The organism is Nocardia speluncae NBRC 108251, from assembly GCF_001613245.1.
Taxonomy (GTDB): domain Bacteria; phylum Actinomycetota; class Actinomycetes; order Mycobacteriales; family Mycobacteriaceae; genus Nocardia; species Nocardia speluncae.
The window spans coordinates 78,463-103,109 of sequence record NZ_BDBZ01000004.1 but is presented as its reverse complement, the minus strand read 5'-3'; the positions used below and the strand labels follow the sequence as shown (position 1 = coordinate 103,109).

Sequence of the window (24,647 nt, the reverse complement as noted above, 5' to 3'; positions counted from 1 at the left end):
AGCCGGTACCGGATGCTCCGCCGCGCGGAGTACGGGGGACGTGCGGTGAACTCGTCCGGACTCACTGTGGCCGCATTGCTGGCGGCGGCGGTGGCGACGGTGACACTCGGCGTGTACGGGGTCCGCTGGGCGCGCACCACCTCGGATTTCCTGGTGGCCTCGCGTAGTGTCGGACCCCGGTGGAATGCGGCCGCGGTATCGGGCGAGTACCTCTCGGCAGCCTCCTTTCTCGGTGTGGCGGGATTGATTGCCAAATACGGTGCCGACGCCCTGTGGTACCCGGTGGGATTCACGGCGGGCTATCTGGCATTACTCCTGTTCGTGGCGGCACCGCTACGGCGGTCCGGCGCCTACACTGTGCCGGATTTCGCCGAGTTCCGGTTGGGTTCGCCGCGGGCGCGCCGGTTCGCTGCCCTGGTGGTGGTGCTGGTGTGCGCGGTGTACGTGATCCCGCAATTCCAGGGCGCCGGTTTGACCCTGCGTATCCTGCTCGGAGTGCCCGGGTGGGTCGGGGCGGTGGCGGTCGCCGGGATCGTGGTGGCGAATGTGGTCGGCGGCGGGATGCGTTCGATCACTCTTGTGCAAGCCTTCCAGTACTGGCTGAAGCTGACTGCGGTGGCGTTGCCCGCCCTCGTCCTGCTGATGCATTTCTTCGGTAGCGGTGCGGAGGAACGCGAGATCGGCGCGGCGGTCCCGCCGACGGTCGGTGAACGCACCACGGTGGAGGTGACGACCCCGGTATTGGTGCAGTTGCCGGCGCCGCAATGGGTTTCGGTGCACGGGGAACTCGACGCCCGTCCGGTGGACGGGCCGGTGCTGCTCACCGCGGGCACCCATGAGCTGGCGCGCGATACCCGGCTGGTCCTCGAACCGGGGTCGGCGGTGCCGGTGGTGGCGGGTGCGCCGGCCGACGGGGCGCACTGGTTGCGGCCGGGGGGCGGTTTCGCCGGGCCTCATCCGCAGTACCAGGTGTACTCGCTGATGATCGCGACCTTCCTGGGCACCATGGGGCTGCCGCACGTCCTGGTCCGCTTCTACACCAATCGTGACGGCCGGGCCGCGCGCGCCACCGCGCTGACGGTGATCGCGATGGTCGGGGTGTTCTATCTGTTCCCGGTCCTGCTCGGGGTTTTCGCGCGCCTCTACGTTCCGCAGTTGCTGATTACCGGGACGTCCGACGCCGCGGTTCTGCTGCTACCGTCCTCGGCGCTGGCCGGATTGCCGGGGCAGTTGCTGGCCGCACTGGTCGCGGCCGGGGCGATGGCGGCGTTTCTGTCGACCTCCTCGGGTCTGGTGGTGAGCATCGCCGGGGTGCTGAGTACGGATGTGCTGCGCGGCCGGATCCGGGATTTCCGGCTGGCGGCGCTGGCTGCGGGGGCGGTTCCGCTGGCGTTGTCACTGTCGGTGGTGTCACTCGACCTGTCGCGCACCGTGGGGCTGGCCTTCTCGCTCGCGGCATCCACCTTGTGCCCGCTGCTGGTGCTGGGAATCTGGTGGCGTGGGCTCACTGCGGCGGGCGCGGTAGCGGGTCTGGTGGCCGGTGGTGTCGTGGCAGGCGGTGCGACCGTGGTTTCGGTATTCGGCGGTATCTCTGCGGAACTGGCCGGCGGGTGGCCGGCCGCGATACTCGGGTATCCCGCAGCGGTCGCGGTACCACTGTCGTTCGGGACGATGGTGCTGGTCAGCCGGTTCACCGCGAAGCCCGCGGAGTTGGGCCGGATTTTCGTCCGGATGCATGCGCCGGAACGGCTCGGCATGGGCGCCGACCGTGAGCCGGGAACGCGCTCGGATCGCTGATACCGCCGGCCGGGTTCGCTGCGGAGTTCGGCCCCGACCGCTCATCGCGTGACAGCGACCATTCACCGCACAGTCGCATACCTTCGCCGAGTGATCGGCATCACATCTGTTGCTGTCCTATCGGACTCGCTAGCTTCAGTTCAGGTAACACACATCACATTGCGAGGACCCGGCATGACCGATACGGATCTCGACGACAGCGGCGGGCAGCCCACGGCGCCTCCCGATTTCGTCGCAGTACAAGCCAGCCCGGAGTTCGCCGAACTCCGCAATCGGCTGCGCCGCTTCATCTTCCCCATGACCGCCCTGTTCCTGCTCTGGTACCTCGGCTATGTGCTGCTCGGCGCCTACGCACACGATTTCATGGGCACCGAGGTCTTCGGTGAGGTCAATATCGGGCTGCTGCTCGGCTTGGGACAGTTCGTCTCGACCTTCCTCATCACCGGTCTCTACGTCCGTTTCGCCAACCGGGAACTGGACCCGCGCGCGGCCGCGCTGCGCGCCGAACTGGAAGGAAGCGGGTCGTGACCACGCTGTACGCTGCCGAAGATACGGTCGGCAACCCCGCGGCCAATATCGGGATCTTCGCCCTGTTCGTCGTCGTCACAATGGTCGTGGTGTTCTGGGCCGGCCGCAACACCTCCGGCGCCACCGACTATTTCACCGGCGGCCGCGGCTTCACCGGCCCGCAGAACGGGGTCGCCATCGCCGGCGACTATCTGTCCGCCGCGAGTTTCCTGGGCATCGCCGGCGCCATCGCGGTCTACGGTTACGACGGGTTCCTGTACTCCATCGGCTTCCTGGTGGCCTGGCTGGTGGCCTTGCTGCTGGTGGCCGAAATGCTGCGTAACACCGGCAAATTCACGATGGCCGATGTATTGAGTTTCCGGTTGCAGCAGCGCCCGGTGCGTACCGCCGCAGCGATCACGACGCTGGCGGTATCACTGTTCTATCTGCTCGCGCAGATGGCCGGTGCGGGCGGTCTGGTGGCGCTGCTGCTGGACGTATCCAGTGAGGCCGGGCAGGCCGTGGTGATCGCCGTGGTCGGCGTGCTGATGATCGTCTACGTGCTGGTCGGCGGGATGAAGGGCACCACCTGGGTACAGATCATCAAGGCGGTGCTGCTGATCGCGGGCGCCGCCGTGATGACCGTGATGGTGCTGGCGAAATTCGGGTTCGATCCGTCCGACATCCTGGGCGGCGCCCAGAGTGCCATCGCGGGATCCACCGATTCGACGGTCGCCGCCCGCGACGTATTGGCGCCCGGCGCCCAGTACGGCGGCAGCGAGATGTCGAAACTGAACTTCCTGTCGCTGGGCCTGGCCCTGGTGCTCGGTACCGCGGGCCTGCCGCATGTGCTGATGCGCTTCTACACGGTGCCGACCGCCAAAGAAGCACGCCGCTCGGTGGTCTGGGCGATCGCCCTGATCGGCGCCTTCTACCTGTTCACCCTCGTTCTGGGTTACGGTGCGGCGGCCCTGGTCGGCCCCGATCGCATCCTGTCCGCGGCCGGTGGGCAGAATTCGGCGGCCCCGCTGCTGGCCTTCGAACTGGGCGGGGTGATCCTGCTCGGAGTCATCTCCGCGGTGGCTTTCGCGACCATCCTCGCGGTGGTCGCCGGGCTCACCATCACCGCGTCGGCCTCGTTCGCGCACGATATCTACGCCAACGTGATCCGCCGCGGAAAGGTGGACGAGAACGCCCAGGTGCGGGTCTCCCGGATCACCGCCGTGGTGATCGGCGTACTGGCCATCGCGCTGGGCATCCTGGCCAACGGGCAGAACATCGCGTTCCTGGTGGCACTGGCTTTCGCGGTCGCCGCCGCGGCCAATCTGCCGACCATCCTGTACTCGCTGTTCTGGCGCCGCTTCAACACCCGGGGCGCACTGTTCAGCATGTACGGCGGGCTGATCTCCACGATCGTGCTCATCGTGTTCTCCCCGGCGGTATCCGGATCGGCGAGCGCCATGCTGCCGGATATGGATTTCGATTGGTTCCCGCTGTCCAATCCGGGCATCGTCTCCATCCCGCTGGCCTTCGTGCTCGGTGTGGTGGGCACCTATCTGGGCGGTAACGACGAGGATCCCGCCAAGGCCGCGGAAATGGAGGTCCGGGCACTGACCGGTGTCGGCGCGGAGAAGGCCGTCGCGCACTGATACCGGGCGTTCGATTCCCGGTGCGCAGGGCCGGACCCCGTTCTGTGAGGGTGAACGGGGCCCGGCCTTGTCCGGCGCTCAGGGCCGGATTCCGGCGCGGAATTTCGGTACCCGCATACTCACCTTCGTGCCCGCCCCGGGCGCCGTATCCACCACCAGCCCGTAGTCGTTGCCGAACGCGGCGCGTAGCCGATCGTCCACATTGGCCAGCCCGATATGCGGTGCCTCGCGCATATCTCCGGCGGCATCCAGCGTTCCCGACCGCAGAACCTCCGGGTCCATCCCGGCGCCGTCGTCCTCCACGCTGATCAGGCAGTCGGTTCCGGCGTCGAGCGCTTCGATGGTCACTGTGCCGCCCCCGGCCCGGCCCGTCAGCCCGTGCCGGACCGCGTTCTCCACCAGCGGCTGTAACGCGAGGAACGGCAGTGTCACCCCCAGTACCTCGGGTGCGATCCGCAACCGCACCTGCAGTGCCGGCCCGAACCGGGCGCGTTCCAGCTCCAGATACCGTTCGATATTGCTGAGTTCATCGGCCAGCACGGTGTACTCGCCGGCCACCCGGAACGAATAGCGGGTGAAATCGGCGAAATCCAGGATGAGCTCGCGCGCCCGCCCGGGGTCGGTGCGGACGAACGAGGCGATGGTGTTGAGTGCGTTGTAGATGAAATGCGGGCTGATCTGTGCTCGCAGCGCCCGCACCTCCGCCCGGTCCAGCCGGGCCCGGGAGGCGTCGAGTTCGGCCAATTCCAGCTGCCCACACGCGTAGCGGGCCACCTCGGCCAGCGCGCCGAGGGTACCGGGGCCCGGCCGGGCCGAGGTGACCATGCCCAGCGCTCCCGCCACCGCATCGCTGTCGGTGAGCAGGGGCTGGGCCACCAGGGTGCGGCCCGGATGCTCGGGATCGGGTAGATGAACGAGTACCGGCCGCCGCCCCGCGATGGCTTCCCGGACGGCCGTGGTGAATTCACCGGCCGGTACATGACGCGCGCCGTCCCATGCCAGGAGTTCACCATCGGGATCGGCCACGCCCAGTCCCTCGGCCCCCACCAGTGCCCGCAGATGCGGCACCGCGTCGAGCGCCGAGGTCGCGGTGAGCCCGCGGCGCAGTGACCGGGCCGCAAGTGAAGCGGTATGCAGGGCGGCGTGCACGGCGCGTTCCGCGGGTGTGGTGACCATCCGCCGCGGCCGCGCCCAGATCAGCAACCCCGCGGCGAGCAGTACCGCGCAAGCGCAGATCACCACGACGGTCGCGGCCATTCGGCCACCCCTTCTCTCGTAGACCACCCGCCGGCTCGCCGGCCGGGGCCGGTCATCGTCTCACGCTTCCCGCAGCAACCGCCATTGCTGCGGGAAACCTTCTCCGGAGGCGATAACCGGCCCGGGCCGGCGAGTCGGCCCACGAGGGGGCTCGACGAGATGGGGAGCAGGGCCGGCCGGGAATACCGCCGGCTGTCCCGGGCCGGTCGTGACCAGCGCGCTTCGCGCTATCGGGGGCCGGCGCTCACCCCCGGTACTCGGTGACGGTGAAGTCCACCGAACCGGGTTCGGGTACATGGGCCGCGCCGACCGTGATGGTCGCGGTGAACCGGCCCACGCCGGGGCGGAACAGTGCGGAGCGCCCGTCGTTCATCCAGTGCCCGGGCCCGTTCGCCGTCCGGGTGACCGATCCGGTGGCGCCGGTGTCGAGATTGCGCCAGTTCAGGGTCACCGGCAGGGTGCACGGGCCGACGCCGAACATGATGGTCGAGACGGTGAAAGCCGCGTGCTCGGGATAGGCATCACCGTTGACGGATGTGTCGAGCTGGGCGACGCAGGCGCCCTGGGCGAGCGAATAGACGGGCTGGAACGTGCCGCCGTCCGCCGCCGCGGGTGCCGCGGTGGCCGTGAGAGCCCCCACCGTCAGCGCCGTCGCGGCCGCCGGGAGGGCGATCGCCGTCATACGTGCTGTCATCGTTCACCTCGCTGGGTCGTTCGTGGGCTGTGCGGGGTCGATCCTCGGCGGTCCGGGCCGTAGTGGTGCAGGCGGATCTCCGAATCTCCGATTGATCCGATCGTGACGCGGCCCGACCCTACCAGCGTCCGGCCCGGACGGTGGCCGATTCGGCGGCGCCGCAAGGTCGCCGGGACCCGACACGCCCGGTCCTTCCGGGCGCGCCGATCCGGCGGCGAAGCTGTCGGTGCGTACGCATAAACTCGCTACACCAACCCCCGCCGAGCCCCTGGGAGGAAGGACCGATCTTGGCCTCGTCCGGATTCGTTCATCTGCACAACCACACCGAGTACTCGATGCTCGACGGTGCGGCCAAGATCTCGCCGCTGTTCGCCGAGGCCGAACGCCTCGGCATGTCCGCGGTCGGGATGACCGACCACGGCAATATGTACGGTGCCGCGGAGTTCTACAACTCGGCGACGAAGGCCGGGATCAAACCCATCATCGGGATCGAGGCCTATATCGCGCCCGGCTCCCGGTTCGACACCAAACGTACCCAATGGGGCGATCCGAGCCAGAAGAGCGACGACGTCTCGGGTTCGGGTGCCTACACCCATATGACCATGGTCGCCGAGAACGCGACCGGCCTGCGCAATCTGTTCAAACTCTCGTCGCTGGCCAGTATCGAGGGCCAGCTCGGTAAATGGGCGCGGATGGACGAGGAGCTCATCGCCACGCATGCCGAGGGGATCATCGCCACCACCGGCTGCCCGTCCGGCGAGGTACAGACCCGGTTGCGGCTGGGGCACGAGCGTGAGGCGCTCGAGGCCGCCGCGAAGTGGCAGGAGATCTTCGGCAAGGAGAACTTCTTCCTCGAGCTGATGGACCACGGCCTGTCCATCGAGACGCGGGTTCGCTCCGGCCTGATCGAGATCGGCAAGACGCTGGGTATCCCGCCGCTGGCCACCAACGACTGCCATTACGTGCACGAATCCGATTCGACCAATCACGAAGCGCTGCTGTGCATCCAGACCGGTAAGACGCTGTCGGATCCCAACCGGTTCAAATTCGGCGGTAGCGGCTATTTCTTGAAGTCGGCTGCGGAAATGCGGGAACTCTGGGATGCCGAAGTACCCGGGGCCTGCGACAACACGGTGCTGATCGGCGAGCGCGTCCAGTCCTATGAGGAGATCTGGACCCACCGCGACCGGATGCCCAAATTCCCGGTCCCGGAGGGCGAGACCGAGGGGTCGTGGCTGCGCAAGGAGGTCGCGCGGGGGCTGGAATACCGCTTCCCGGCCGGCGTCCCGCAGAAGTACCTCGACCAGGCCGATTACGAGATCGGCGTCATCCTGGAGATGGGCTTCCCGGCCTACTTCCTGGTCGTCGGCGACCTGATCAATCATGCCCGCGAGGTCGGTATCCGGGTCGGTCCCGGTCGTGGTTCGGCGGCCGGTTCGCTGGTCGCCTATGCGCTCAAGATCACCAATATCGACCCGCTGCCGCACGGTCTGCTGTTCGAGCGGTTTCTCAACCCCGAGCGTGTATCGATGCCCGATATCGATATCGACTTCGATGATCGCCGCCGCGGCGAGATGGTCCGCTACGCCACCGAGAAATGGGGCAGCGACCGCGTCGCCCAGGTGATCACCTTCGGCACCATCAAGACCAAGGCGGCCATCAAGGACTCGGCCCGCGTACTGTTCGGGCAGCCGGGTTTCGCGATCGCCGACCAGATCACCAAAGCGCTGCCGCCGCCGATCATGGCCAAGGACATCTCGGTTGCGGGGATCACCGATCCCGATCACGAGCGCTACAAAGAGGCCGCCGAGGTCCGCACGCTCATCGAGTCCAATCCGGATATCGCCAAGATCTACGACACCGCGAAGGGGCTGGAAGGCCTGATCCGCAACGCGGGCGTGCACGCCTGCGCGGTGATCATGTCGTCGGAGCCGCTCACCGACGCCATCCCGGTGTGGAAGCGGGCTCAGGACGGCGCCATCATCACCGGCTGGGACTACCCGTCCTGTGAGGCCATCGGCCTGCTGAAGATGGACTTCCTGGGCCTGCGCAACCTCACGGTGCTCGGCGACGCGATCCACAACGCCAAATCCAACCGCGGTGTCGATATCGACCTGGACGCGCTGCCGCTGGACGATCCGAAGACCTTCGAATTGCTCGCCCGCGGCGAAACCCTGGGCGTGTTCCAGCTCGACGGTGGGCCGATGCGCGATCTGCTGCGCCGGATGCAACCCACCGCCTTCGAGGACATCGTGGCCGTCGGCGCGCTGTATCGCCCCGGCCCGATGGGCATGAACGCGCACAACGACTACGCGGACCGCAAGAACGAGCGCCAAGAGGTCAAGCCGATCCACCCGGAGCTCGAGGAACCGCTGAGCGATATCCTCGGCGAAACCTACGGTCTGATCGTCTACCAAGAGCAGATCATGCACGTCGCCCAGAAAGTGGCCGGGTACTCGCTCGGACGAGCCGATATCCTGCGCCGCGCGATGGGCAAGAAGAAGGCCGAGGTCCTCGCGCAGGAGTTCGAGGGGTTCGAGAAGGGCATGCAGGAGAACGGTTTTTCCAAGGCCGCCATCAAGGCACTGTGGGATACCATCCTCCCGTTCGCCGGATACGCCTTCAACAAATCGCATGCCGCTGCCTACGGCCTGGTGTCGTACTGGACTGCCTACTTCAAGGCCAACTATCCCGCGGAGTACATGGCCGCGCTGCTCACCAGCGTCGGTGACGACAAGGACAAGGCCGCGGTCTACCTGGCGGACTGCCGGCGCCTCGGGATCACGGTGCTGCCGCCGGACGTCAACGAGTCCGAGCACAACTTCACCTCGGTCGGCAAGGACATCCGCTTCGGCATGGGCGCGGTCCGCAATGTCGGTACCAACGTGGTGTCGTCGATCATCTCGGCGCGCGCGGAGAAGTCGAAGTTCGTCGACTTCTCCGATTACCTGAACAAGATCGATACGGTCGCCTGCACCAAGAAGGTCACCGAATCACTGATCAAGGCCGGTGCCTTCGACGATCTGGGTCATCCCCGCAAGGGGCTGATGCTCGTGCATTCCGATGCCATCGACGCGGTGATGTCCACCAAGAAAGCCGAGGCCATCGGCCAGTTCGACCTCTTCGGTGGTCTGGGCGCAGAGGGCGAGGAATCCATGTCCTCGGTGTTCGATGTGAAGGTGCCCGAGGAGGAATGGGATAGCAAACATCGCCTCGCACTGGAACGGGAGATGCTCGGCCTCTACGTTTCCGGTCATCCGCTCAACGGAATCGACCATGTCCTCGCCGCCGCGGCCGATACCCAGATCCCGGCGATCCTCGAGGGCGATATCAAGGACGGCACCCAGGTGACCGTCGGTGGCATCCTGGCCTCGGTGAATCGCCGGATCAACAAGAACGGCCTGGCCTGGGCGTCGGCGCAGCTCGAAGATCTCACCGGCGGTATCGAGGTGCTGTTCTTCCCGCAGGCCTACTCCGTCTACGGAATGGACGTGGTGGAGGACGCGGTGGTGCTGGTGAAGGCCAGGGTTTCCATGCGCGACGACCGTATCTCGCTCATCGCCAACGATCTCGCCGTCCCGGACCTGTCCGCGATCGGGGTGGCGAAACCGCTGGCGGTGACGATCTCCACCCGGATGTGCACCCGGGACAAGATCGGCGAGTTGAAGCGGGTGCTCTCTCGGCACCCGGGCACCTCGGATGTGCACGTGCGGCATGTGGGCGCCCGGGAAAAAACGACCCTGCTCAAGGTCGACGACAGCCTCCGGGTCGAGCCGTCGTCGGCCCTCATGGGCGATCTGAAAGCGCTACTGGGTCCTGGCTGTCTGACCTGATCCGGCGTCGGTGTGGGTGAGGTGCCTGGTGCGAGCCGCGCTCTGCACGGCCTCCAGGATCGAACGCCCGAGTTTTCCGGGCGTGGACCGTTCGAATGCCTCCAGAGTCGGCTTGCGCATCCACCGGGGCACCTGCGGCCTCGGGGTCGACGCGGACCGGATGGCCCGCCGACCGGACTGTCACCGTGATCGCCGCCGGCCGTTGCCGGGCATCCGCCGTTTTCCGCGCTGCCGTTCGAACATGGCCATGAGCTCGTCCACGCTCTCGCTCAGGATCTCGCTGATTGCGTGAGTGGCCGCGCGGTACGCATCACCCGGCAGATCGTTCGCGGATCAGGTGGTCGGACCCGGCCCGTCGAGTAGCGCGTCGGCCGGGGTCACGCAGACGAGGCGACTCCGAGCGACTGTGAGTCGATGAACGCGGGCCCCCGCCCCTTGAAGACATCCAGCTCGCTGATCTCGAACCCGCCGGCCCGGATGATGGCGACGATATCGCGGTTCAGATGGCAGCCACCGGCGATCCGCTGCTGGAGCGGGTCGAGCCGATGCTGCCAGCGCTGGACCTTCGGGTCCGGGGCGAGACCGTGTTCGACGAAATGCAGGGTGCCACCGGGCACCAGGACGCGGCGCAACTCGGCGAGGGCAGCGTCGATATCGGGGATCGTGCACATGGTCCAGGTCGACAACGCGGTATCGAAACTGTTCTCCGGGAACGGTAGCCGCTGACCGTCCAAGCCTGCCCGGTCGACCGGCACCCGGGCCGCGGCGAGCCTTCCGGCGGCGAGTTTCCACCCCAGATCGGCAGGTTCGACGGCGGTCACCGAGGTGACGGCGGCCGGATAGAACGGCACATTCAGGCCGGATCCGAAGCCGGGTTCGATCACCCGGCCCGACAGTCCCGAGCACACCCGCTCGCGCAGTGGCTCGTTCGCTTTCATCCCGCAGGCCACATCGACCAGGCGGGGCACGAAACGGTCGCGGTAGATTCCCACGTCCTCCACTCTTGCACTCGGCGCGATCGATCGCCATGGGTGAATACCCCGAACCGCTATCCTGGGGCCGAGTCATGGAGGTCGATCATGCCGATCAGGTTCCGTAAACGCACATCCTTCGGACCGCTGAAGTTCAATTTCACCCAGTCGGGTATGTCCTCGTGGGGGATAAAAATCGGCCCGTGGTCGTGGAACTCCCGGACGAAGAAGAACAGTGTCGACCTACCCGGTCCACTGAGCTGGCGGCAACGCTGAACACCGGCCGCGCACGCTGTCCCCGGGGGCGGCATCGATCCCTCGTGCCGCCGGACGCTCCGGCTTGTCCCCCCGCGGGGGCCCATGCTCCCGCGGCATTCGCGTCGAGACTCAGAGCACTTGATCGAGGAAGCGGCGCAGCCGGGGTGTTTCGGCATCGTCGAACAGAGCTCCGGGCCGCCCGGATTCCACGACCTGGCCGGCGTCCATGAACACCACATGATCGGAAACGCTGCGTGCGAAACCCATCTCGTGGGTAACCACGATCATCGACATCCCGCCCGCGGCCAGATCCGACATCACCGCCAGGATGCCCTTGACCAGTTCCGGGTCCAGGGCCGAGGTGGCCTCGTCGAAGAACATGATGTCGGGTTTCATGGCCAGCGCCCGCGCGATCGCCACCCGCTGCTGCTGGCCGCCGGAGAGATTGGCGGGCCGGGAATCGGCTTTACCGGCCAAGCCCACCACCTCGAGCTGTTCCAGGGCCAGTGCGCGCGATTCCTCCTTGCTCAGCCCGCGTAGCTTGCGCGGGCCCAGCGCGATATTGTCGGCGACCGTCCGGTGCGGGAACAGGTTGAACTGCTGGAACACCATCCCGATGCGCTGGCGCAGGCGGTCGGGATGCTCGGCCAGTACCGATGTGCCGTCGAGCAGGATATCGCCGGAATCCGGTTCGTAGAGCCGGTTGAGGACCCGCAGCAGGGTGGATTTGCCCGACCCCGACGGCCCGATCACGGTGGTCGTCCGGCCCGCCTCCACATGGATGTCCACGCCCCGCAGGATCTGGTTGTTGCCCAGCCGCAGATGCAATCCGGTACCGGTCAGTGCGGAACTCATCGCTTACCCCCGCCCTTCGGTGATGGTCTGCTGTTCGACCGGGTCGATCGGCTGGTCGGGGCGCCCAGTGCGCATCCGGTGGTCGATGTAGTTCACCAGATGTGTCAGCGGAATGGTCAGCAGCAGGTAGACGAGACCGGCCGCGACCAGCGGCGACAGATTCCCGGTCTGCGCGTTCAGATCGCGGCCGACCGCGAACAGTTCGCGCTGGGTCGCCAGCAGTCCCAGGAAGTAGATCAGCGAGGAATCCTTGATCAAGGCGATGAACTGGTTCATCAGGGCGGGCAGCACCCGGCGTACGCCCTGCGGGATCACCACCAGTGTCATCGCCTGCCGGTAACCGAAGCCGATCGCGCGGGCCGCCTCCAGCTGGCCGGGCTCCACCGATTGGATACCGGACCGGAAGATCTCACCGATATAGGCCGAGGCGAGCAGGGCCAGCGCCACCGCACCCAGCCAGTAGGGGTTGTTACCGGTGATCCCGCCGACGACCGGCCCGATACCGAGACCGATGATCAAAATGATCACCACCGCGGGCAGCCCGCGGAATATATCGGTGTAGATCCGGGCCGGCCAGCGCAGCCAGCGGGTCCGGGAGATCCCTGCGACCGCCAGCAGCATGCCGATGACGGTGCCCAGGATCCCGGAGACGACCGCGAGGATCAGGGTGTTGGGCAGCCCGGTCTTGAACAGCTCGGGGAACGCCTGCTTGTACAGCGACCAGTCGAAGAAGGTGTCGCGCAACTGTTCCAGCGTCGATTTCGGTCCCTGCTCGGTGCGTTCCTGCGGTCCGCGCTCGGCGGCGAGCGCCGCGAAATCCGGAAGATCCGGGGCGGGCGCGGCCTTGGACCCGGGTTTCCAGCCGGGCGGTGGTTCCCGGGGCACCCAGTCGCTGTACAGGCGGGCGTAGGTGCCGTCGGCGATCACCGCGTCCAGGCCGGCATTGAGCGCGTCGATCAGGGGCTGGTTGTTCTTCGCGACGGCCCAGGCCGCGAAATTGTCCAGGCTGAACGAGTTCTCCACTACCGACGTGGCATCACCCGGTGCGATAGCGCCGTCGGCCTGCGCCGACGGGGCGATCCAGGCATCCACCTGGCCGGTTTTCACATTCGCGTAGGCAGTGTTGTAGTCAGGGAATTTGACCGGGTCGAGGCCGAGCTCGTTCACCACGTACTCGTCCTGAACGGTGCCCTGCACCACCGCGACCCGCGACCCCGGACCCAGATCGTCGAATCCGTGAACCGGGCTCCCGTCCTTGACCACCAGCGAGTGGTAGCCGAAATCGTAGCCGTTGGTGAAACCGACCTGCTGCCGCCGGGCATCGGTCGTGGTGATGTTGGACGAGCCGGCATCGAAACGTTTACCGGCGACCTGGGCCAGCAGACCGGCGAACTCGGTTCCGGAGAATTTCACCTGCAATCCGAGTTTCGCCGCCACCGCCCGCAGCAGTTCGTTGTCGAAACCGGTGAACGAGCCGGCCGAGTTCACGCAGATACTCGGCGGTGCGTCCGACAGCGTGCCCACACTGAGCACCCCGGGCTCGATCAGGCCCAGCCGGGAGATATCCACCGATTCGACCGGGGCAGTGGACGGGGTGGTGAACCGGTCCTCCGACGCGCCGCCGGGCGCACTCAGTTTCTCCGGTGCCGCCGACGCCGCCTCGAGTCCGGGGGGAGCGCACAGATCACGGGCGGCGGTGTCACCGCCGTCGCCACTACCGCATGCCGTCGCGAGCAGCGCGACGGCGAGCAATAGCGCCGCGAGCAGCGCACGGGACAGTCTGGCCATGATCGACAACCCTAAACCCCGCTCTACCCGGGACCGGACACCCCTGGTCGGATGTCCACGGCCGTGCTTTCGCGTTCCCGGCCCGGACGAACAGGCATTTCCGGGCCCCGCCGGCGAATTCGGCTCAGCCCGAGCCGAATAGCGGCCGGGGTAAACACCGGGCGCCTGCCCGCGATCCCGCATGACCGCCCCGCCCCGCCCGGGGGGGCGATCGGACCGATACGGGCAACGGCCACGAGCGCGTGCGCGGAGGTGTCGCGGGGTCGGTCCGGCGGTTAGGGTTGGCGAGCAGGCGGAGGCCGGGTACCGGACCGTAAGCGGCGCCGTGGTAGCAGGATCGATTCGGTACGGGGCAGTTCTATGAGGATTTCGGCCGGTGCGCCCGGATGGTATGACGCGTGCACGCCGGACGAGCGCGCCGATACGGTGGCCCTGGCGAAGTCGCGGCGGAAATGGTCGGTGGTGTGGTCGGGGATCGCGGCCTCGGGGGTGGCGCTCGCCGTCTGCGGGCTGGTGAGCGGTGTCCTGCCCGTGGCGTGGCCGGTGACCGCTGTTCCGCGCGCGGCGCTCGGGGTGGCACTGGTGGCGTTGCTGATCGATCTGGCCGTACTCGTCCCGAACGGTGTGGCCTGGCTACGGGTGGAGCACGTGTTCTCCGGCCGGGCGCCGGACGAGGTGGTGCGGCCGTTCCGCCGGCTGCGCTGGGTGCCGACCTCACTCGTCTCGTTGCTCGGTACCCTCGCCATGCTCACCGTGGGTATCCATCCGCTCGCCGTTCTGGGGGAGCACGGTCTCGGCGGGTTGTCGTTTCTCGACTGGCTGACCGCGGTGGTGGCGGTGCTGTGTGTGCTGTGCGGTCTGTCGACCATGTGGTTGAAAGTGATATTGCGGCCGGTACGTACCGGCCCGTGAACCGCCGGCCGTGCTCAGTTGAGTGGGCTGCGGCGTTCCAGTAGCACCGCGTCGCGCCAGCGTCCTTCGAACCGGCCGATCCGCTCCCGGATACCCACCGTGCGGAATCCTGCCGCGTGATGGACCGAGATACCGATCCGATCCTCGGGGTACAGGGTGGTTTGAAGCGTGCGCAGCCCGGCCTCTTCGGCGGCCATCACCTGCCGGCGAAGCAGTGCGGTGCCGAGGCCGCGGCCTTCGAGATCATCGGCGACCATAACGCAGCTGTCAGCGATATCGCGGTAGAACTCGTGTCCGGAGATAGGAGTGAGGGCGGCCCATCCGGCGACCCGGCCGCCGGTTTCGGCAATCCAACGGTGCCCAGGCTGCCACTGCCGGTCCAGGACCTCCCGCTCGGGTGCTCCGGCGGCGAAGACCGCGGGGTAGGTGGTGCCGCGGCTGGCGTAGATGGCCCGGACCGCGGGCCAGTCGTCGCTGTTCATCGCCCGCACCGTGACATCCGGGTGGGGATCGTCGGGGCACAGCGGTTGCGGGGTCAGGATGCCCATCACCGCGTCGGCGGTATGGGGGAGTTCCGTGCAGCGGTCGGGGTTGATCGTGACGAGTGTGGCGGTGCCCTTTTTGTGTACGGTGACGAATCCGGCGTCGTTGAGTTTGCGTACGTGATGGGAGACGGTCGGCTGACCGATTCCGAGCGCTTCGGCGATTTCGCCGATATGGATTCCGGCGGGGCTCATGGCGACCTGGTGCAACAACCGGACCCGGGTCGGGTCGGCCAGGCAGGAAAACCAGCCGGCATACAGGGTCGCGTCGGCGACCGGGAGCGCGTCGTCGCGCACCTGGTCCCGCACGATCGGCGGTTCCAAGGAGGTCATGCGGCCCACTATATCCGCGGAAATATTCGTTTCGAGAATTTCGCTGTTCGAATGTTTATCGAGTGTCCTCGATATTTCGCAAAGGAAATCTTCCGGAATCATTTTGCGGCCCGAAGGTGACTTTTTCGTATCCTCGGCCGGGAATTATCTCGGCCGATTACACAGTGTGCCGGCCGGGCGGTCCGGGACGGCGTTGCCGGAATGTGCCGAAGGACCTTACTGTGTAAGGATGAGCAGCGTCGCTTATTCCGGCACCGCCGGAGCAGGATTTGGGCGGCTGACGTCCGCCTTCACCCGGGTCTACGGTGGCCGGAAGGGTGTCGGTGCGGCATTGGCGGTCTATCGGCACGGGGAGCCGATTCTGGATATCTGGACGGGGGAGTCCGCCCCCGGGCAGCCGTGGACCCACGACACGGGGGCCATGGTCTTCTCGGCGACCAAAGCGATCGCCTCGACCGTCGTGCACCGGCTCGCGGACCGCGGACTGATCGACTACGACGCCCCCGTGGCCGAGTACTGGCCCGAGTTCGGCTGCAACAAGAAGGATTGCATCACCGTCCGGCAGGTACTCACCCATTCGGCGGGGTTGTCCGGGGTGGGCACACTGGCCGCGCACGGTTCCGAACTGCTGGACCACGAACTCATGGCGCAACGGCTGGCCGCCGCCACGCCCGACCGGCTGCTCGGTGTGCCTGCCTATCACGCGATGACCTACGGCTGGCTGCTTGCCGGGCTGGCGCGGGCGGTGACCGGGGCGAGTATGAAACAGCTGTTCCAGCAGGAGGTTGCCCAGCCGCTGGGTACCGAGGGAATCCATCTGGGTCGCCCGCCCGCAGGGTCGATAACCCTGGCCGCGGAAAGTTTCGGGACCGGCTTCGCCTTCGCCGGCACCCCGCACGGCTCACGGTTGGTCACCCTGCTGCAGAGTATTCCCGGCGTACTCGGCGTGAGCAGCCGGTCGCTGTTCATCCCGGGCGCGGAGGCCATTCTCGCCGGCCCGAACCCGCCGGTGCTGGACAGTGAGATGCCCGCTGCCAACGGGGTGTGCACGGCCAACGGGCTGGCCGCCATGTACGAACCGCTGGCCTGCGACGGTATGGCCGGTGGGCAGCGGTACCTGTCCGGAGCCACCATGCAGGCGATTCGCCGGATCGAGCGGTACCGCCCGGATACGGGGCTGTTCCTGTATATGGGGCCGCTGTGGCATCTGGGTTATCACTCGATGCCGACTGTCGGCGCGCCGCGTGGTTTCGGTCATATCGGCCTGGGCGGGTCGTTCGGCTGGGCCGATCCGGACAGCGGGTTGTCGGTCGGCTTCGCCCACAACCGGCTGTCGCTGGACATGATGGCCGTAGACCAGCCGGCCTTTGCGTGGCTGCTGCCGCTGGTGGTCGGCGGTGCCCGGTCGGCCCGCCGGATCGCCCGCCGCGCACCCCGGGAAGCCGCCGCTTGATCCGCAGGCCGGCCCGTCAGGTCAGATAGCGATAGGCCGGTGAACCCGGTTCCAGCCGTTCGCATTGGATCGGCGATCGCGCGACCCGGTCCAGCAGCGGCTGTAGCCCGGTGCGTTCGCCGAGCTCCACGCCGACCAGTGCCGCTCCGGTCTCCCGGTTGTTGCGTTTGACGTACTCGAACAGCGTGATGTCGTCGTCGGGCCCGAGTACCTCGTTCAGGAAGCGGCGCAGCGCGCCGGGTTCCTGCGGGAAATCCACCAGGAAGTAGTGCTTGAGGCCCTGGTGCACCAGGGATCGTTCGATCACCTCGCCGTACCGGGAGACATCGTTGTTGCCGCCGGAGATCAGGCAGACAACCGTCGAACCGGGTTCCGGGCGGGCCTCGAGCAACGCGGTCACCGCGAGGGCGCCCGCCGGTTCGGCGATGATGCCCTCGTTCTGGTAGAGCTCCAGCATGGCCGTGCAGATGGCGCCCTCGTCGACCCGCAGCAGGCGGAACGATCCCGCACCGGGTGGGTAGTCGGTGCCGGTGAGCAGGGGCAGCGACGCATGGGAGACCACCCGCCCGCCGAAATCCGACACCGCGTCGAAAGGAACCTTGCCGATGCGGCGTACGGCGGCACCGTCGACGAACGGGTCGACCTCCGGCAGGGTGACCGGCGTTCCCGCGATCAATGCCGCCGTCATGGACGCGGCCCCGGCCGGTTCGACCCCGAGGATGCCGGTCTGCGGCGAGCGTTCCCGCAGGTAGGTACCGACCCCGGCGAGGCATCCGCCGCCGCCCACGGGGACGACCACCAGATCGGGGGGTGCATCGAGCTGGTCCAGGATTTCCGCGGCGATCGTGCCCTGCCCCGCCGCGGTGCGGGTGTCGTCGAACGGAGGCACCATGGTGGCGCCGCTGCGCCGGACATCGGCGGCCGCGGCCGTGGCGGCGGCGTCGAAGGTTTCCCCGACCGCGATGAGTTCGACGAATTCACCACCGTGCACGCGGATGCGGTCGCGTTTCTGCTTAGGGGTGGTGGTCGGCACGTAGATCCGGCCGGTGATCCCCATGGCCCGGCAGGCGAATGCCACCCCCTGGGCGTGATTGCCGGCACTGGCGGTGACCACGCCGGCGGTCCGCTCGAGTTCGCTGAGCTGCACGACCAGGTTGTAGGCGCCGCGGAGCTTATAGGACCGCACGACTGTCAGATCTTCGCGCTTCAGATACACCTGCGCGCCGGTGAGCTGGGACAACCGGGGGCACAGCTGCAGCGGAGTGGGCTCGATAATGTCGGCGATACGCTTGGCCGCAGCATCGATCTCGTCCGCGGTGAGCGCGGGACGGGCTTCGGGCAGATGGGTCAGCACATCGGGCACCCGCCCCATGCTGCCACCCGCCGCCGTCGTTGACTGCGGCGGGTGGTCTGTACTGGGGTTTTCGTTCATTTCACTGGGGTCGGGGTCCCGGGGTCAGCGCCGTGTCAGCACGAAGACGGGGATCTGGCGTTCGGTCTTGCGTTGGTAATCGGCATAGGGTGGGTACGCGGCTACGGCACGTTCCCACCAGAGGGCTTTCTCCTCGCCCGATACCTCGCGAGCGATGTAGTCCCCGGTCACCGGGCCGTCCTGCAGTTCTACATGCGGTTCGGCGACGATGTTGTAGTACCAGACGGGGTGTTTGGGCGCTCCACCCAGTGAAGCGACCACGGCGTACTCGCCCTCGTGCTCGACTCGCATGAGTGCGGTCTTTCGTAGTTTGCCCGATTTGTTTCCGACGGTGGTGAGCACGATGACGGGCATACCGTTCATGGTGGTGCCCTCGGTGCCACCCGAGTTCTCGATCTTCTCGGCTTGCTCGCGGGCCCAATCGGACGTGGACGGTGCATATTCTCCGGTCAATGGCATACCACCGGAAACGCCGGGAGTTCCGGGGATTGTTCCCGGGCCCGCTCACGGTGGTCGCGTCATGGGATATGTGTGCAGAAAGACAAAAGTTCGATGGCCCGAACACTGGGTGCACGGGTAGCCTTAATGCATGACCGCATCGCAGACTCTCGACACCCGCGTTCCCGCACGCGCCGGGGTGGAGGTCGATATCGCGGGGACGTGCTGGCCGGTGTACAAGCTGGAGGCGCTGGGGGCCGGTCTGCTCTCGTTTCTGGCCGTGGCGCTCGTTCTCGGATCGCTTCAGGCCGGCGTATTGCTGAGTACTGCTGTCTGTGCGGTGCTGTGGACGCTGGGATGGTGGCGGACAGCGCGGTAGTTCGCGCGGCGCCGCCGGTTCGGTGTATCGCTCCGGCCCGCGCCGGTCTTGCACGCACTACGCTGGGCCGAGCTGAACTTCTGTCCAACTGGGCCCGGCCGGCCCGCCGCCGGCCCCGAGGGATACGCGAGCCGAGATATGAGCGATCGAGTACATGCCTTCACCGACGATGTGCTGGGCGACCACGACGCGGTAGCGCTGGCGGAGCTGACCCGCTCCGCAGCGGTGCGCCCCGACGAACTCGCGGCGGCATCGCTGGCCCGCGCGCAGGCGGTGAATCCGCGGCTCAACGCCATCGCGTACCACTGCCGGGCCCCACGGCACGCGGCCGGCGATTCCGGGATCTGGTACGGCGTCCCGGCCTTCGTGAAGGACAATGCCGACGTGGCGGGTTTACCCAGTTGTCACGGTAGCGCCGCCGTCACCGCGCATCCGGCGGGAAAGGACGACCGTTTCACCGCCCAGCTGCTCAGCACCGGGATCACGGTTCTCGGCAAAACCACGATGCCGGAGTTCGGATTCACCTCCACCACGGAATTCGAGAGCAGTGATCCCACCCGCAATCCGTGGGATACCGGCTACACGGTCGGCGGGTCGTCGGGCGGTTCGGCGGCGATGGTCGCGGCGGGTGTGGTGCCCGTCGCGCACGGTAACGACGGCGGCGGTTCCCTGCGGATACCGGCGGCCTGCGCCGGTCTGGTGTCGTTGAAACCCAGCCGGTTCCGGCATCTCGACAACGCGCAGGCCCGGCAGTTGCCGATCAAACTGGTCTCCGAAGGCGTCCTCACGCGATCGGTGCGCGACCAGGCCGCCTACCACGCCGCCGCCGAAAAATACTGGCGCAACCCGAAACTCCCGCCCATCGGGATCGTCGAGGGCCCGTCGGCGCGCACCTTGCGGATCGGGCTGCTCACCACCGCGTGCAACGGCCGCGAACCCGATACCGCGACCGCGGCGGCTGTCCACAGCACCGCCGAGATTTTCGAAGCGGCAGGGCATTCCATCGAGCCGATGGCGTCCCCGGTTGCGCCGAGCCTGGTGGACGATTTCCTGCGCTACTGGGGTTTGCTGGCGCAGATGTCGGGAGTGACCGGCAAATTGAGCCACGGCCGCAGCTTCGACGCCGCTCGCCTGGATGCTTTCACGAAGGGCCTCGCCGCTTCCTTCCGCCGGCGACTCCTGGCGACCCCGGGCTCCCTGTACCGGCTGAACAAGGCCCGCGCCGACTACGACGAGGTCCTCACCCGCTACGACGTGATCCTGTCGCCGGTACTCACCCACACCACACCCGAACTCGGGTATCTCCGCCCGGGCGTGCCGTTCGACGAACTACTCGACCGGGTCACGAATTTCGTCGGCTATACGCCGATCAACAATGTCACCGGATCGCCGTCGATCGCGGTCCCGGCCGGGCTCACCGATACCGGCCTGCCGGTCGGGGTGATGCTCAGCGGTGCCTACGGCGACGAACGGACACTGCTCGAACTGGCGTTCCTGCTGGAGGCGCAGCGCCCGTTCCCGCGGATCACCGAATCCTGACGGTTACCGCAGTACTCAGCGGACCAGGAGTGCCACAGGGAGGCGGGCGAACAGTTTCTCGGTCCGGGCCCGGTTCTGGAAGGTGTGGCCGGTGAGCCGGTCGGTCCAGGAGCCGGACAACAGGTCGATATAGGTATCGCCCCAGCCGGTTTCGCCGATCGCCACACTGTGCCTGGTCACCGCCACGAGGATCTCCGGATCCGCCCCGACTCGCCCGCGGGCGTAGGCGAGAAGTTTATCGGCGTGCTCGCCGTGCCCGAACACGGGCGTATAGCTGCCGCCGACGAAACATTCGGGCCGCTCCCGGCGCAGCCACAGCGCGTACGCCACCGCCCACATCTTCGCGGCACCCGTGATATCCAGGGCCGGAGTAGTGGTGAGGGTGTGCAGCATTGCGATCCGGGAACCGAAATCCACCGGGCGGCGGTTGTCCGGATCGACCAGGGAGTCTTCCCAGATCTCGCAGCCCTGGTAGATATCCGGGATACCCGGCCCACACAGCTGCAAGAGTTTCTGCGCGAGCGAATCCGACCAGGCGTGCGGTGCCAGATCGTGGGCGAGATCGGTGAGCTGGCGGCCCACCGGCCCGTCGATCACCTGGTCCAGCCAGGTGTGCACCGCGTTCTCGAACTCCAGGTCGGGTTCCTCCCAGGCGGTGTGCAGCCCGGATTCGCGCATGGCCTTCTCGGCGAAGCGGTGCACGCGTTCGCGCAGTCCGGGCACCGAGGACGCGGGGCGGCCGTCGGCCGGCCACATGCCGAACATGTTCTGTAGTAGGAACAGTGCGGTCGCACCGTCGGGTGGCGGTAGCTTCTCCAGCCACAGCATCACCGCCCGCGCCCACATCCGCGGCACCTGGGACAGGATCCCGATCCGCGCCCGCACATCCTCGCCGCGTTTGGTGTCGTGGGTGGACAGGGTGGTCATCGAGGCGGGCCAGCGCAGCGCCCGCGACGCATTGGCGAGATGGAATTCGTTGACGGTGCGACCGAAACGGGCCGGATTACCACCGAGTTCCTGCAGCGACACCAGCCGCACCGCCCGATAGAACAGGATGTCCTCCACGGCCTTCGCGCCGATCGCCGTACTCACCTGATGGAACCGGCTCCACGCGGAAGCCCCGCGGGTCAGCGCCGTCACCAGCACCGACAGCGGGACCCGCAGTTCGGCATTGCGTTTCTCCACCTCGGCCAGCACAGCGCTGATCATGCCCGCGAGCGGGGTGTAGTCGGCCCGGGCCACCGGCAGGAACGACAGCACTTCGATGGTGGCGTTGGTGAGCGCCATGGTGTCGAAATCCTCGGCGCCCGCATCCTGTTTGATCGCGGCGACCAGCCGGCGGATCTCCGGCAGCAGAATACTTTCCGCCACCGCGCGTTTGATGCGGTGTTCTTTTTCGCCCACCCATACGCGGTCGCTGCCGTGGCCGGTGATACGCCGGGACAGTTCGGTGAGGACCGGCTCGCCGGCGGGTTCGAGCAGTACACCACCGAAATCGGCGAGAGTGTCGTAGCCGGTGGTGCCGTCGATCGGGAGGGTGGCGTCGAGCGGTTCGCGGTTGGCGAGGGTCTTCTCCACCAGTAGCAACCGGTTCGGGCCGATCAGCAGGCGCAGGCGCTGCAGGTAGTCCGTCGGGTCGGCCAGTCCGTCGGGGTGGTCCACCCGCACACCGTCGATGAGGTCGTGTTCGCACCAGGCCGCCAGCTCGCGGTGGGTGGCCTCGAAAACGTGCGGATCCTCCTGGCGCAGCGCGGCCAGCCCGTCGATCGACAGGTAGCGCCGGTAGCCACAGATCCCGGATTTCCGGCTCACCAGCCGGTAGTGCTGTTTGTCGTGGATTCGCAGCGCATTGTCGCCGTCGGTGCCCGGCGCGATCGGGAAACGTAGGTCGTGGAGCGCGAGCAGCGGTTCGGGCCCGGACCGGTCGACGGTCAGCGCGGCCGGATCGTTCTCGCTGCGCAGCACCGGTAGGGCCAGCCGCCCCCCGACGCCGTTACCCGGACTCCAGTCGATATCGAAGAAGGGAGCGAACTGGGATTTGCGGCCGTACTGCAGCACATGCCACCACCAGGAGTTCTGCTGCGGATCCGCGACTCCCACATGATTGGGGACCAGATCCATGATCAGTCCCATACCGCGGTTGCGGGCCTCGTCGGCCAGCACCTTCAGGCCCACCGGGCCGCCGAGCGCGGGGGAGACGGCGGTGGGGTCGGTGACGTCGTAGCCGTGCGTGGAACCGCGCGCGGCGGTCATCACCGGGGAAAGGTAGATATGGGAGACCCCGAGCTGCTGGAGATACTCCGCGATCGCCGCGGCCTGTGCGAAGGTGAGGCCGTCCGGTCGCAGCTGCAGCCGGTAGGTGCTGCGGACCGGAGTGAGTCGCGGATTGGGGCGAAAACGCGGCGGGTCTGCGGGCATACGGTTCTCGGTCGGGTCCTGGGGTGGCACGGCGGGCAGATGTGGGCTGCGAGATTATGGTGGCGTACGGATCACTGCGGGTGATAGGCGTGGACCCGTGGCCGGGTGAGATCCGGCGTTCGCGGTGGTGGTGCCGCACCCTCGGGCAGCGGGTCGGACGCGTGCATGGTCAAACCCTAGCGCCAGCCCGGCGAACTTCCGCCGGGGGCCGTTGGTCGACTGCTCAGTCCGGTTCCGCCGGTGCCTTCAGGCGGCGGGCGTAGCCGGTTCGCCGGGCGAGTGTGGCGAGGCTTCCGAAGACGATGCGTTGCAGCAAGGGTGGTATTCCGGCGAGGTAGCCGTCCTGTAGCTCCCAGAGTAGGGCGAGCGCCAGCGGGTTGCGCGGCATGCCGGACCCCGTGGTGGCGCCGGCTTCGTCCAGGGCGCTCCACAGGGTGAACATCTGCCAATGCCGCAGCGGTGGCCGGATCTCGTGGTCCAGCACGGTATCGCGGGCCTCGTTGTGGAATTCGTGCACCGCGCCTGCCGGAGCCGTGACGGTATCGCCGGGGCGGGCGAGGATGTCGCGGCCGTCGATCCGGAATCGCACGGCGCCCTGACGCACCGTCCACGCCTCGGTGAGTACCGGATGCCAGTGCGGACCGGCCTGGCGGCCGGGTTCGGGAAGCTCGTGCCGCAGGCGCAGATACGGGCCGCGGTCGTCGGTGCCCTGGTCGACCAGCGTGACGCGATGACCGTTGCGGAAGGTGAGGACCTGGGATGCCATATCGTCAATTAGAAAGGTAACCTTCATAAGGTGTCAACACTCGAACGCTCTTCCCTGTTGAAGCTGCTGACCCTTGCCGTCCGGGCCGTCGAGGACGAACTGAACGCCGATTTGCGGGCCCGGCTGTCCGACGACCTGCGACCCGCGCACTACGCGGTATTCCGCTACCTCGACCCGGCCGGCTCGCGGGTGGGCGAACTGGCGCAGGCGGCGGGGATGACTCAGCAGTCGATGGGGGAACTGGTGGGGCAGCTGGAAAGTGCGGGGCTGGTGCGCCGGCAGGTGGATCCGGCCGACCGGCGGGCCCGGCAGGTGGTGTGCACTCCCGCGGGCCGGGCGGCGCTGACGCTGGCGGGGGAGCGGATCACCGGAATCGAGAACCGGATCGCGGGTGCGGTCGGGGAGGCGGGGATGGGCGAATTGCTGAACCTGCTCACGCGGGTTGTGGACGTCCTCGGTGAGCCGCAGGCCGGGGGTGTCGGTGAGCCGCGGCGATAGCTTGTCGGTGCGGGATCTGCCGGTTATCGCGTGCGGTGTCGTCGATCGCGGGGGCGCTGCCGCTCATGTCGCCGACCGGTTGCCGGTCGAGGCCGCCGCAACGCCCGGTGGGACGTTCTCGCATTTGTCGGGCGGCGGCGGGCGGGCCTGTCGTGTGGTCGCGGGTGTGTCTCGATCGGCCGCTACATCTCCTGATTCCGGGGTCGTGACCGGCTCGGCGGCGATATCGCGGGCGGGGTCGGGCCGGCGTCGGACGCTCAGCTGTGCGACGAGGGGGCACCGGGACCGCTGATCGGCTTTTGGTAACTTGAACGGTGTTCAGGTCGCC

20 protein-coding genes are annotated in these 24,647 nt (G+C 67.5%); 10 read left to right on the top strand and 10 right to left on the bottom strand.

What is annotated here, in order from left to right; genetic code table 11:
- Positions 1-45: 45 nt before the first annotated feature.
- From NS6_RS07765 to NS6_RS07755, 3 genes are all read left to right on the top strand, one after another.
- Positions 46-1,797 (top strand): sodium/solute symporter, encoded by a 1,752-nt coding sequence (locus NS6_RS07765; RefSeq protein ID WP_245669180.1) that lies wholly within the window; start codon positions 46-48, stop codon positions 1,795-1,797.
- Positions 1,798-1,971: 174 nt separating this feature from the next.
- Positions 1,972-2,325, top strand: coding sequence for a DUF485 domain-containing protein (locus NS6_RS07760; protein WP_068038713.1), 354 nt, complete (start codon positions 1,972-1,974; stop codon positions 2,323-2,325).
- Entirely contained in the window at positions 2,322-3,953 is a 1,632-nt protein-coding gene (locus tag NS6_RS07755; protein ID WP_068038711.1) for a monocarboxylic acid transporter, read from the top strand. The genes NS6_RS07760 and NS6_RS07755 overlap by 4 nt, the downstream gene beginning before the upstream one ends.
- 78 nt (positions 3,954-4,031) lie before the next feature.
- Here NS6_RS07755 and NS6_RS07750 read toward each other — a convergent pair whose 3' ends face one another.
- Positions 4,032-5,210: a sensor histidine kinase gene (locus NS6_RS07750; RefSeq protein WP_068038709.1), complete on the bottom strand. Its 1,179-nt coding sequence runs from the start codon at positions 5,208-5,210 to the stop codon at positions 4,032-4,034.
- A 244-nt stretch (positions 5,211-5,454) separates the two neighbouring features.
- A complete protein-coding gene (locus NS6_RS07745; protein ID WP_068038707.1) occupies positions 5,455-5,904 on the bottom strand; it encodes a hypothetical protein in 450 nt (149 codons plus the stop codon).
- A gap of 287 nt (positions 5,905-6,191) precedes the next feature.
- Here NS6_RS07745 and dnaE point away from each other — a divergent pair, with 287 nt between their 5' ends.
- Entirely contained in the window at positions 6,192-9,737 is a 3,546-nt protein-coding gene (dnaE, locus tag NS6_RS07740) for a DNA polymerase III subunit alpha (RefSeq protein ID WP_210747323.1), read from the top strand.
- Positions 9,738-10,114: 377 nt separating this feature from the next.
- On the opposite strand, the gene NS6_RS07735 is transcribed toward dnaE, so the two are convergent.
- Positions 10,115-10,729, bottom strand: a complete 615-nt coding sequence (locus tag NS6_RS07735; protein ID WP_068038870.1) for a class I SAM-dependent methyltransferase — start codon at positions 10,727-10,729, stop codon at positions 10,115-10,117.
- 87 nt (positions 10,730-10,816) lie between these two features.
- Here NS6_RS07735 and NS6_RS33730 point away from each other — a divergent pair, with 87 nt between their 5' ends.
- Complete coding sequence (locus NS6_RS33730) at positions 10,817-10,984, top strand: DUF4236 domain-containing protein (protein WP_081595447.1); 168 nt, start codon at positions 10,817-10,819, stop codon at positions 10,982-10,984.
- A gap of 111 nt (positions 10,985-11,095) precedes the next feature.
- Here the strand turns inward: NS6_RS33730 and NS6_RS07730 are convergent, their stop codons facing one another.
- Positions 11,096-11,821 (bottom strand): amino acid ABC transporter ATP-binding protein, encoded by a 726-nt coding sequence (locus NS6_RS07730; RefSeq protein ID WP_068038705.1) that lies wholly within the window; start codon positions 11,819-11,821, stop codon positions 11,096-11,098.
- 3 nt (positions 11,822-11,824) lie between these two features.
- Positions 11,825-13,609 carry an ABC transporter substrate-binding protein/permease gene (locus NS6_RS07725; protein ID WP_068038702.1) on the bottom strand — a complete coding sequence of 595 codons (1,785 nt, stop codon included), beginning with the start codon at positions 13,607-13,609 and terminating at the stop codon, positions 11,825-11,827.
- Between the two features lie 360 nt (positions 13,610-13,969).
- Here NS6_RS07725 and NS6_RS07720 point away from each other — a divergent pair, with 360 nt between their 5' ends.
- The gene (locus tag NS6_RS07720) at positions 13,970-14,521 is read left to right on the top strand and encodes a hypothetical protein (protein WP_068038699.1); all 552 of its coding nucleotides are present in this window, start codon (positions 13,970-13,972) and stop codon (positions 14,519-14,521) included.
- Between the two features lie 14 nt (positions 14,522-14,535).
- On the opposite strand, the gene NS6_RS07715 is transcribed toward NS6_RS07720, so the two are convergent.
- A complete protein-coding gene (locus tag NS6_RS07715; RefSeq protein WP_068038868.1) occupies positions 14,536-15,396 on the bottom strand; it encodes a helix-turn-helix domain-containing GNAT family N-acetyltransferase in 861 nt (286 codons plus the stop codon).
- 229 nt (positions 15,397-15,625) lie between these two features.
- Here NS6_RS07715 and NS6_RS07710 point away from each other — a divergent pair, with 229 nt between their 5' ends.
- Positions 15,626-16,849, top strand: coding sequence for a serine hydrolase domain-containing protein (locus NS6_RS07710; protein ID WP_068038695.1), 1,224 nt, complete (start codon positions 15,626-15,628; stop codon positions 16,847-16,849).
- Between the two features lie 16 nt (positions 16,850-16,865).
- On the opposite strand, the gene ilvA is transcribed toward NS6_RS07710, so the two are convergent.
- The gene (gene ilvA, locus NS6_RS07705) at positions 16,866-18,221 is read right to left on the bottom strand and encodes a threonine ammonia-lyase IlvA (protein WP_068038692.1); all 1,356 of its coding nucleotides are present in this window, start codon (positions 18,219-18,221) and stop codon (positions 16,866-16,868) included.
- An 84-nt stretch (positions 18,222-18,305) separates the two neighbouring features.
- On the bottom strand, positions 18,306-18,740 hold the full coding sequence (locus NS6_RS07700; RefSeq protein WP_068038689.1) for a nitroreductase family deazaflavin-dependent oxidoreductase: 435 nt from the start codon (positions 18,738-18,740) through the stop codon (positions 18,306-18,308).
- Between the two features lie 130 nt (positions 18,741-18,870).
- On the opposite strand from NS6_RS07700, the gene NS6_RS07695 reads away from it, so the two are divergent.
- Together NS6_RS07695 and NS6_RS07690 are read left to right on the top strand one after the other, a co-directional pair.
- A complete protein-coding gene (locus NS6_RS07695) occupies positions 18,871-19,098 on the top strand; it encodes a hypothetical protein (RefSeq protein WP_068038686.1) in 228 nt (75 codons plus the stop codon).
- Positions 19,099-19,236: 138 nt separating this feature from the next.
- The gene (locus NS6_RS07690) at positions 19,237-20,637 is read left to right on the top strand and encodes an amidase (protein WP_068038683.1); all 1,401 of its coding nucleotides are present in this window, start codon (positions 19,237-19,239) and stop codon (positions 20,635-20,637) included.
- A gap of 15 nt (positions 20,638-20,652) precedes the next feature.
- Here NS6_RS07690 and treY read toward each other — a convergent pair whose 3' ends face one another.
- The gene (gene treY, locus NS6_RS07685; RefSeq protein WP_068038680.1) at positions 20,653-23,055 is read right to left on the bottom strand and encodes a malto-oligosyltrehalose synthase; all 2,403 of its coding nucleotides are present in this window, start codon (positions 23,053-23,055) and stop codon (positions 20,653-20,655) included.
- A gap of 223 nt (positions 23,056-23,278) precedes the next feature.
- The gene (locus NS6_RS07680) at positions 23,279-23,821 is read right to left on the bottom strand and encodes a cupin domain-containing protein (protein ID WP_068038677.1); all 543 of its coding nucleotides are present in this window, start codon (positions 23,819-23,821) and stop codon (positions 23,279-23,281) included.
- Between the two features lie 30 nt (positions 23,822-23,851).
- On the opposite strand from NS6_RS07680, the gene NS6_RS07675 reads away from it, so the two are divergent.
- Complete coding sequence (locus tag NS6_RS07675) at positions 23,852-24,319, top strand: MarR family winged helix-turn-helix transcriptional regulator (RefSeq protein ID WP_068038674.1); 468 nt, start codon at positions 23,852-23,854, stop codon at positions 24,317-24,319.
- The last annotated feature ends 328 nt before the right edge of the window (positions 24,320-24,647 follow it).

Bases quoted from the DNA above. Each gene is read 5' to 3' on its own strand.
- ilvA (WP_068038692.1), bottom strand. From the start codon at position 18,221: ATGGGGCGGGTGCCCGATGTGCTGACCCATCTGCCCGAAGCCCGTCCC.
- NS6_RS07715 (WP_068038868.1), bottom strand. From the start codon at position 15,396: ATGACCTCCTTGGAACCGCCGATCGTGCGGGACCAGGTGCGCGACGAC.
- NS6_RS33730 (WP_081595447.1), top strand. From the start codon at position 10,817: ATGCCGATCAGGTTCCGTAAACGCACATCCTTCGGACCGCTGAAGTTC.
- NS6_RS07690 (WP_068038683.1), top strand. From the start codon at position 19,237: ATGAGCGATCGAGTACATGCCTTCACCGACGATGTGCTGGGCGACCAC.
- NS6_RS07725 (WP_068038702.1), bottom strand. From the start codon at position 13,609: ATGGCCAGACTGTCCCGTGCGCTGCTCGCGGCGCTATTGCTCGCCGTC.
- NS6_RS07720 (WP_068038699.1), top strand. From the start codon at position 13,970: ATGAGGATTTCGGCCGGTGCGCCCGGATGGTATGACGCGTGCACGCCG.
- NS6_RS07760 (WP_068038713.1), top strand. From the start codon at position 1,972: ATGACCGATACGGATCTCGACGACAGCGGCGGGCAGCCCACGGCGCCT.
- NS6_RS07695 (WP_068038686.1), top strand. From the start codon at position 18,871: ATGACCGCATCGCAGACTCTCGACACCCGCGTTCCCGCACGCGCCGGG.
- treY (WP_068038680.1), bottom strand. From the start codon at position 23,055: ATGCCCGCAGACCCGCCGCGTTTTCGCCCCAATCCGCGACTCACTCCG.
- NS6_RS07710 (WP_068038695.1), top strand. From the start codon at position 15,626: ATGAGCAGCGTCGCTTATTCCGGCACCGCCGGAGCAGGATTTGGGCGG.
- NS6_RS07700 (WP_068038689.1), bottom strand. From the start codon at position 18,740: ATGCCATTGACCGGAGAATATGCACCGTCCACGTCCGATTGGGCCCGC.
- NS6_RS07730 (WP_068038705.1), bottom strand. From the start codon at position 11,821: ATGAGTTCCGCACTGACCGGTACCGGATTGCATCTGCGGCTGGGCAAC.
- NS6_RS07750 (WP_068038709.1), bottom strand. From the start codon at position 5,210: ATGGCCGCGACCGTCGTGGTGATCTGCGCTTGCGCGGTACTGCTCGCC.
- NS6_RS07745 (WP_068038707.1), bottom strand. From the start codon at position 5,904: ATGACAGCACGTATGACGGCGATCGCCCTCCCGGCGGCCGCGACGGCG.
- NS6_RS07680 (WP_068038677.1), bottom strand. From the start codon at position 23,821: ATGGCATCCCAGGTCCTCACCTTCCGCAACGGTCATCGCGTCACGCTG.